Raw genomic sequence first — 10,414 nt, 5'->3', positions numbered from 1 at the left:
AACGCCACACTCGAACACCAACACCTCGCCCTCAGCGAAATCCACCGCATCACAGGCCACGACCAACTGTTCGACACCTTGCTCGTCTACGAGAACTACCCGGTAGACAGCGAAGCGTTGTCGGGCATCGCAGGGTTGACGATCACCGATATCCAAGGCAGTGAATCCACACATTATCCGCTCACAATGGCCGTCCGGCCTGGCAACGAGTTGGAACTTCGCATCGAGTTCCGCACGGATGTGTTCGCCCCGGAGGCTATACATGCCCTGATAGAGCGGTTGGAGCGCACGATGATCGCGATGACTGCGGATCCGGCCATGCGGTTGTCCACCGTGGAACTGCTCGACGCGCCTGAGCGCATCCAACTCGATGAGTTCAGTAATCGTGCGGCTTTGCTCGAGCGGGAACCCACTTTGGCGTCTATTCCGGCAGCCTTCGCCGACCAGGTAGCCCGTGTACCGGATGCGGTGGCGGTGATGGGCGAAGGGCGGTCGATGACATACCTGGAGTTGGATAGGGCGTCGAATCGGCTGGCGCATCTGTTGACTGAGCGTGGTGTGGGTTCGGGACAGGTTGTGGCGCTGCTGTTTTCGCGGTCGAACCAGGCAGTCGTGGCGATGCTGAGCGTGCTGAAGACGGGGGCGGCATACCTGCCGATCGACCCGGGGTTGCCGACGAAGCGGATCGAGTTGATGGTGGCCGACGGGGCACCAGCGGTGGTGGTCACCACGGCGGGTCTGCGCTCGCGGCTCGATGGCTTGGATGTGACAGTCGTCGATGTCGACGATCCCTTCGTGCGGAGGCAGCCTGCCACCGCACTGCCGGCGCCGAGCGGTGACGACATCGCGTACGTGATCTACACCTCGGGGACGACCGGTGTCCCCAAGGGCGTCGCGATCACCCACGGCAACGTCACTCAGCTGCTCGCGTCGTCAGGCCTGCCGCCGTCTCCGGTATGGGCACAGTGGCATTCGCTGGCCTTCGACGCCTCAGTCGAAGAAATCTGGGGGGCACTGCTGAGTGGGGGGCGATTGGTGATCGTGCCTGAGTCGGTGGCCGGCTCGCCAGAGGCTCTTCATGACCTGCTGCTCACCGAGCAGATCACCTTCCTCAGTCAGACTCCCTCTGCAGCGGCTGTTTTGCCGTCCGAGGGGCTGGATTCGCTGGCGCTGCTGGTGGCCGGTGAGGTGTGTGCGCCTGATGTCGTGGATCGGTGGGCGCCCGGCCGGTTCATGGTCAATGCCTATGGCCCGACCGAGACCACGGTGTGCGCATCCAGGACGGCGCCGTTGACTGCCGGGTCCGGCGTTGTGCCGATCGGTACCCCGATACGAAACGCGGCCTTGTTCGTGTTGGACGGATGGTTGCGGCGAGTGCCGATCGGTGTGGTGGGTGAACTGTATGTGGCCGGCGCCGGGGTAGGGGTTGGTTATGTGGGACAGGCGGGGTTGACCGCGTCGCGGTTTGTGGCGTGTCCCTTCGGTGATGCAGCAGCGTCCTGCGCTCGGATGTATCGCACGGGGGATTTGGTGTGTTGGCGCGCCGATGGGCAACTCGATTACCTGGGCCGCACTGATGAACAGGTCAAGATCCGCGGTCACCGCATCGAGCTCGGTGAGATCCAGGCAGCCCTTGTACAACTGGAAGGGGTTGGGCACGCGGTCGTGGTCGCCCGCGAGGACCGTCCCGGCGACATCCGTCTGGTCGGCTACGTCACTGAAACCATCACTGGAGCAGTAGATCCCGTCAGAGCGCGCAGCGAGATGGCCGAGCGGCTGCCGGACTACATGATCCCGACCGCGGTCGTGGTGTTGTCGGCGTTGCCACTGACGGTCAATGGCAAACTCGACACGCGCGAATTGCCTGCGCCGGTATACACCGGGGGTGAGTACCGAGCGCCGGGCAACGCGGTCGAGGAAATACTTGCCGGCATCTACGCCCAGATTCTCGGGGTTGAGCGCGTCGGGGTCGATGACTCGTTCTTCGACCTCGGCGGAAATTCGCTCTCCGCGATGCGGCTGATCACAGCGATCAACGCCTCGCTGGACGCGGATCTCTCGGTGGGAGCACTGTTCGACGCACCAACTGTTGCGCAGCTGACGCCGTATCTCGATGCGGGCGTGGAGAAACGGCCGGCTTTGATGCCCGTCGAGCGGCCTGCCTTGGTGCCATTGTCGTTCGGCCAGCAGCGTCTGTGGCTCATCGACCAGCTCCTGGGGCCCTCTCCGGTTTACAACCTGGCCGCGGCGTTGCGGCTGAGTGGGAACGTGGACGTCGAGGCGTTGAGGGCGGCGTTGGCCGATGTGGTTGGCCGCCATGAGAGTCTGCGTACGCTGCTACCCGCGACGGACGGTATACCGCGCCAGGAGGTGGTCCCCCCCGATCGGGCCGAACCGCGATGGGATGTCGTGGACGCTTCCGGCTGGTCCGCGACCCGGTTGGACGAGGCGCTCGGTGCGCTGGCGTGTCACAGCTTTGACTTGGCCTCCGAAATCCCGGTGCGCGCATCACTTTTCCGCCTCGCCCACGATGAGCATGTATTGGCCACCGTCGTGCACCATATCGCTGCGGACGGCTGGTCGTTGACCCCGCTGGTAGCTGATCTGGGGGTCGCATATGCCGGTCGGTGTGCTGGGCAGAGTCCTGGTTGGGCGCCGTTGGCGGTGCAATACACCGACTACACGCTGTGGCAGCGTGCGCTGCTGGGGGATTTCGATGATTCCGCGAGTCGGATCGGGGCGCAACTGAGTTATTGGGAGCTAGCGCTGGCTGGATTGCCCGAGCGCCTGGAGTTGCCGACTGATCGGCCGTACCCCCCGGTGGCCGATCACCGCGGGAACAGTGTGGCAGTGGATTGGCCGGCTGAGTTGCATCAGCAAGTGGTCCGGGTGGCGCGTGAGCACAACGCGACCCCATTCATGGTGGTGCAGGCGGCGTTGGCAGTGTTGCTATCGAAGATGAGCGCCAGTGTGGATGTGGCGGTGGGGTTTCCGATTTCCGGGCGCTCTGACCCCAAGCTAAACGAGCTCGTGGGGTTCTTCGTCAACACCTTGGTGCTGCGGGTGGACATGAGCGGAGACCCGACCGTCGCTGAATTGCTGGCCCAGGTGCGGCAGCGCGATCTGGCCGCCTACGAGCATCAGGATGTGCCCTTCGAAGTCTTGGTCGAGCGGCTCAATCCGACCCGCAGCCTTGCCCATCACCCACTGGTGCAAGTGGCGCTCGCGTGGCAGAGCCACCAGCCCGCCTTGCCGCTCATGGGTGACCTGCGCGTGACGACTCTGCCGCTGAGCACCCGCACCGCCCGCATGGATCTGACCGTTTCGCTCGCCGAGTTATTCACTGCCGCCGGTCAGCCCGCGGGCATCGGTGGACTGGTGGAGTTTCGCACCGACGTGTTCGACGAGAGCAGTATCCGCATGTTTGTGAGGAGATTGGAGCGGGTGCTGGTGGCGGTGACCGCTGACCCCGCTCGGCGGTTGTCGACCTTGGACTTGCTCGATCAGGCCGAGCACGCCCGAATCGACGAAGTCGGTAACCGCGCGGTGCTGTCCGCAAGCGGTATGACGCCGGCGTCGATCCCGGTCGTCTTCGCCGAGCAGGTGGCCCGCGTCCCGGAAGCGACAGCGCTGGTTTGCGACGGCCGCTCGATGACATACCGGGAGTTGGATACGGCCACGAACAGGTTGGCCCATAGGTTGATCTGCCACGGAGCCGGCCCCGGAAATGTGGTGATGCTGTTCCTACCGCGTTCAGCAGAGGCGGTTGTGGCGATGTTGGCGGTGCTCAAGACGGGAGCGGCGTACCTGCCGATTGATACGGTGTTGCCTGCGGACCGGATCAGATTCATCGTGGCCGATGCCGCGCCGATTGCCGTCCTCACCGATTCGACCTGGTCCGAGCGGTTGAGCGAGTCCGACTTGTTGGTGATCGATGTCGATGACATCCGCGTCGACGATCAACCCAGCGCTGCGCCCCCGGCGCCAAAAGCTGATGAGATCGCTTACATCATTTACACGTCGGGCACCACCGGTGTGCCCAAGGGAGTGGCCATCACCCACCGCAACGTGACTCAGTTGCTGAGATCGCTCGATGCCGAGTTGTTACCGGCGGGCGCGTGGCCCCTCTGTCATTCGTTGGCCTTCGACGTGTCGGTCTGGGAAATCTTCGGGGCATTGCTCCGTGGCGGCCGAGTGGTTGTCGTTCCCGAGGAAGTAGGAGGCTCGGCTGACGACTTCCACGCCCTGCTCGTTCGCGAACGGGTGGACGTCCTTACCCAGACACCCTCTGCCGTCGGCGTTTTGCCGCGAGATGGTCTCGAATCAGCGGTGCTGGTTGTGGTCGGTGAGCGGTGTCCTGTCGAGGTGGTGGATCGGTGGGCGCCGGGGCGGGTGATGATCAATGCCTACGGTCCCACCGAAACGACGATGTGTGTGGCGGTGAGTGCTCCGCTGGTGGCGCGGTCGGCGGTGCCGATTGGTTCGCCGGTGTCGACTGCGGCGTTGTTTGTGTTGGATGGGTGGTTGCGTCCGGTGCCGGCGGGTGTGGTGGGGGAGTTGTATGTGGCCGGTGCTGGGGTGGGCGTTGGTTATCTGGGGCGCCCGGGGTTGACCGGGTCGCGGTTTGTGGCGTGTCCGTTCGGTGGGGTGGAGGCTGTCGGCGAAAGGATGTATCGCACGGGGGATTTGGTGTGTTGGCGCGCTGATGGGCAGTTGGATTATCTGGGGCGTGCCGATGAGCAGGTCAAGATCCGTGGGTATCGGATCGAGTTGGGTGAGGTCCAGGCGGCTCTGGCGGCATTGGACGGGGTCGAGCAGGCGGTGGTGATCGCACGCGAGGATCGTCCGGGTGATAAGCGCCTTGTCGGTTATGTCACCGGGTCTGCGGACCCGTCAGCGATCCGTGCGCAGTTGGGTGAGCGGCTGCCGGGCTATATGGTTCCGGCTGCGGTGGTGATGGTGGACATGCTGCCGCTGACGGTCAACGGCAAGCTCGACGTTCGGGCATTGCCGGCACCGGAGTATCGCGGGGATGGCTATCGCGCTCCGGGCAGTGCGGTCGAGGAGATCCTGGCCGGGATCTTCGCCGAAGTCCTCGGTGTCGAACGAGTCGGCGTCGATGACTCATTCTTCGATCTCGGCGGCGACAGCATCTTGTCGATGCAAGTGGTGGCCCGCGCCCGAGCGGCCGGTCTGCTGTGCCGGCCACGTGACATCTTTGTTCACCAGACGGTGGCAAGGCTGGCCGAGGTGGCGGTGATCACCGGTGCTGACTCCGGCCCGGTCGACGAGGGCATCGGACCGGTGGTCGCTACCCCAATCATCCGCTGGCTGGCGAACATTGAGGGTTCGGTGGATCAGTTCAACCAATCTGTCGTGGTTCAGGCGCCTGCGGGGGTCGCCGAAGCCGACGTGATTGCCGTCTTGCAGGCCTTGGTCGATCGGCATGCGATGTTGCGCCTACGCGTCGACGACGATGAGACCGGTGGATGGTTGCTGTCGGTGGCGGAGCCCGGCTCTGTGAATGTCCGCGAGTGCCTCTATACCGTGGACGCCCTTTCCGACGAAACGTTGGTCACTGCGCGGTCACGATTGGACCCCGCAGCCGGGATGATGCTGAGTGCGCTGTGGGTGCCCCACACCGGTCAACTCGCGCTGATAATCCACCACCTGGCTATCGACGGCGTGTCGTGGCGAATCCTATTGGAGGATCTCAACATCGCGTGGAGTCAACATCGCAGCGGACAGCCGATCGAGTTGCCGGTGGGTGGCACCTCGTTTACCCGCTGGGCGTCGCTGTTGTCTGAGCATGCACGCGCTTCGGGAGTCGTCGGCCAAGCGCACATGTGGCAGCAGGTCGCGCAGACGCCCGCGGTGTTGCCTGCGGTGCGGCCGGAGGCGGACACGTATGCCTCGGCCGGACGCTTGTCAGTGGTACTGGACAGCGAAACCGCGAGTGTGCTGTTGAGTGAGGCGCCGGCGGCGTTCCATGCGGGCGTCCAAGAAATTCTTCTGATCGCGTTCGGGTTGGCCGTAGCGGAGTTCCTTGGCACCGGCGAGATGCCGATCGCTATCGACGTGGAGGCTCACGGACGTCAGGAGGAACTCGCCCCAGATGTGGACCTATCCCGCACGGTGGGATGGTTCACCGCGAAATACCCTGTCTCGCTGACGGTTGGGGGACTTTCCTGGGGACTGGTGATCGCCGGAGATACGGCGCTGGGGGCGGTGATCAAGAAAGCCAAAGAGCAACTCCGTGCACTTGCGGATCCGCTGTCGTACGGTCTGCTGCGCTACTTGAACCCCGACATCGAGTTGGGCGGGGCCGACCCCCCGATCGGCTTCAACTACCTGGGACGGCTCGGCGCTACCATGACCGGGTCACCCGATGAGATGTGGGGGATCAGCCCGGACAGTTTGTCGCTCGGCGCTGCCGTTGCGGCTGTGCCTATGCCGCTTGCACACACCTTGGAACTCAATGTCGGCGCCGTGGACACGAGTACCGGTCCTCAGCTGCATGCCGACTGGACATGGGCACCCTCGGCATTGGACCAGTCCGAAGTATCACGACTCGGCCGGCTGTGGGCTGAGGCCCTCGTCGGCATCTGTACGCACGTACGGGGCGGTGGTGGCGGGTTGACGCCATCCGATGTCGCCGCCGGCCTAGATCAGCGTCAGCTCGACAAACTCCAGAGCCGATATGCGGATCGCTGACGTACTGCCGCTGACGTCCCTCCAGCAGGGACTGCTCTTCCATGCCAGCGCGGCGCAGCCAAGCGACGACGTATACGCGTTGCAATTGGCTTTCACCGCGACGGGCCCACTGAATCCAAACCGGCTCCGCGAAGCGGTGCGAACGGTTATCAAGCGCCATCCTCATTTGGTGGCTCTCTTCTCCGACGAGTTCGATGAGCCGGTCCAGATCATCCCGGCTGATCCCGTGCCGGGGTGGCGGTATGTCGAGATCAACGGACACGCCGTCGACATCGACGAGCAGATCGAGAATCTGTGCGACGAGGAACGCGCCGCGGTCTGCGATCTGGCCGAGGGGCCACTCTTCCGGGTGGCGATGGCCCGTACCGCGAGAGACCGGCACCGGATTGTGCTGACGAGTCACCACATCGTCATGGATGGTTGGTCGCTGCCGATCCTGATAGGGGAGATGTTCGCTGCGTATCAGGGGCATCGATTACCCGCGCCCGCGCCATATCGGGACTTTGTCACGTGGCTGGCCGGTCGTGATCGCGACGCCGCCCGCACAGGTTGGCAGCAGATGTTGGCCGGTTTCGACACGCCTGCCCTCGTGGGGCCCCCGGGCAGGTTCGGGTCGGGGTCTCGCGGGGTGGAATCGTCGCGCGTCTCGGCTGAAATCACCGAAGCCCTAGGAGAATTGGCGCGACAGCACCACACCACCGTCAATGTTGTGCTGCAAACAGCATGGGCGCAGCTTCTGATGTGGATGACGGGGCGGTCCGACGTCATATTCGGTACGACGGTCTCGGGCAGGCCGGCCGAGGTTGCCGGCGTCGAATCGATGGTCGGATTGTTCATCAACACCGTCCCGGTGCGGGCGCGCGTCACTGCGGATACCACCACCGCCGAGCTGATCGGGCAGCTGCAGAACACTCACGTCAATACGCTCGAGCATCAGCACTTCGCGCTGTCCGAGATCCATCGGATCACCGGGCATGAGCAGTTGTTCGACACTATTTTCGCTTTCGAGAACTATCCGATCGAAACCACGGCGCTGTCGGACGACCACGAGCTGATCATCACCGAGCCCACGGTCCGTGAAACCAACCACTATCCGTTGACGCTGCAAGCCCAACCCGGCCGTGAACTCGGCCTTCGCATGGAGTACGACACCGACGTCTTCGACGCGGACGGTATCAACAGGTTGCTCCGGCGGTTGGCGCGGGTGCTGGTGGCGATGATCGCCGATCCATCGAGTCCACTGTCGCGGGTTGATGTGCTCGACAACGCTGAGCGGTACTGGCTCGATGAGTCGGGTAACCGTGCCATCTTGGGCCAGCCCATGACCCCCGCGCTGTCGATTCCGGACCTGTTCGCTGAGCAGGTGGCGCGTACGCCGCATGCGGTGGCGGTCACCTGCGACGGGAGCTCGTTGACGTATCTGGAGCTTGACCAAGCCTCTAATCGGTTGGCGCGTCTACTGGTTGATCTTGGCGTGGGCACCGATCGCGTTGTGGCGCTGATGTTGGAGCGCTCGGCCGAGGCGGTTGTGGCGATGCTGGCGGTGCTCAAGGTGGGATCAGCGTATCTGGCGATCGATCCGGCGCTGCCCGCGGACCGGATCCGGTTCATGGTGGCCGACGCCGCGCCGAGGGCCGTCATCACCGCTACCAGCCTGCGTTCCCGCTTGGCGGATTTCGACGTGGTGGTCATCGATATCGAGGATCCTCGCACCGGCCGCTATCCGTGCACGCCGTTATCGTCGGTGCACTCAGGGAATATCGCATACCTGATCTACACCTCCGGCACCACGGGGACGCCTAAGGCGGTCGCCATCACCCACCGGAATCTGGCTCATCTGGCGGCATCCATGCCAACCCAGTTGCCGGCCGAACAGGTTTGGACGCAATGTCATTCGTACGCCTTCGACTTCTCGGTCTGGGAGATCTGGGCTGCGCTACTCGGCGGTGGTCGGCTAGTGGTGGTGCGTGATTCGGTGGTGAGCTCACCGCAGGACTTCCACGAACTATTGATCGGCGAGCGGGTCAATGTATTGACCCAAACCCCGTCGGCGCTGGCGTTGCTCCCCCAAGACGGACTGGAGCAAGTGGCGTTGCTGGTGGGTGGTGAGCGGTGTCCTGTCGAGGTGGTGGATCGGTGGGCGCCGGGGCGGGTGATGATCAATGCCTACGGTCCCACCGAAGTCACGATGTATGCGTCGGTGAGTGCTCCGCTGGTGGCGCGGTCGGCGGTGCCGATTGGTTCGCCGGTGTCGACTGCGGCGTTGTTTGTGTTGGATGGGTGGTTGCGTCCGGTGCCGGCGGGTGTGGTGGGGGAGTTGTATGTGGCCGGTGCTGGGGTGGGCGTTGGTTATCTGGGGCGCCCGGGGTTGACCGGGTCGCGGTTTGTGGCGTGTCCGTTCGGTGGGGTGGAGGCTGTCGGCGAAAGGATGTATCGCACGGGGGATTTGGTGTGTTGGCGCGCTGATGGGCAGTTGGATTATCTGGGGCGTGCCGATGAGCAGGTCAAGATCCGTGGGTATCGGATCGAGTTGGGTGAGGTCCAGGCGGCTCTGGCGGCATTGGACGGGGTCGAGCAGGCGGTGGTGATCGCACGCGAGGATCGTCCGGGTGATAAGCGCCTTGTCGGTTATGTCACCGGGTCTGCGGACCCGTCAGCGATCCGTGCGCAGTTGGGTGAGCGGCTGCCGGGCTATATGGTTCCGGCTGCGGTGGTGATGGTGGACATGCTGCCGCTGACGGTCAACAGCAAGCTCGACGTTCGTGCATTGCCGGCACCGGAGTATCGCGGGGATGGCTATCGCGCTCCGGGCAGTGCGGTCGAGGAGATCCTGGCCGGGATCTTCGCCGAAGTCCTCGGTGTCGAACGAGTCGGCGTCGATGACTCATTCTTCGATCTCGGCGGCGACAGCATCTCCGCATTGCGCATGATCTCGGCTGTCAATACCGGCCTGAGAGCGAATCTTTCGGTCCGTGCGGCGTTCGATGCGCCGACGGTGGCACAGCTGACAACGCGCCTCCGCGAAGACACCGGCCGGCTCGAGCCGTTGGTGCCGATGCCGCGGCCCGCTGCGGTTCCCCTGTCGTTCGCCCAATACCGCCTGTGGTTCATCGATCAATTGCACGGTCCGTCACCTGTTTACAACATTCCGGTGGGCCTGCGGTTGCACGGGTCGCTGGACGCCGATTCTCTGGGTGCGGCGTTACGGGATGTGATCGGTCGCCATGAAAGCCTGCGCACACGATTCGATGCACCTGACGGAACGCCGAGGCAAGTGGTGGTGTCAGCGGACGCGGCCGAACTGTGCTGGGATGTCGTCGACACCGCCGGATGGTCGCAAAGCCGCCGCGAAGAGGCCATCCGTACCGCAGGACAGTACGCGTTTGACCTGGCGTCCGAAATCCCGTTACGAGCGTGGTTGTTCCGCATCGCAGACGAGGACCATGTACTGGTTGTGGTGCTGCACCATATCGCGGCCGACGGATGGTCCGTCGCCCCGTTGGTGCGAGATCTGGGTGTCGCCTATGCCGCACGCCGCGAGAGCCGGAACCCCGAGTGGGCGCCATTACCGGTGCAGTACGTCGATTACACGTTGTGGCAGCGCAGTTTGTTGGGTGATCTCGAAGACGCCGAGAGTCCGATCACCGCGCAGGTGGCCTATTGGGAGGAGGCGCTGGCCGGTCTGCCCGAGCGGTTGCAG

At 64.0% G+C, this 10,414-nt stretch carries 1 pseudogene; it reads left to right on the top strand.

The annotated features are described in order from the left end of the window. A pseudogene (locus A5698_RS27920) lies at positions 1–10,414 on the top strand (amino acid adenylation domain-containing protein); the annotation flags it as partial.

Source organism: Mycobacterium sp. E136, assembly GCF_001666865.1.
Classification (GTDB): domain Bacteria; phylum Actinomycetota; class Actinomycetes; order Mycobacteriales; family Mycobacteriaceae; genus Mycobacterium.
This window is presented reverse-complemented; position numbering and strand designations above follow the sequence as displayed.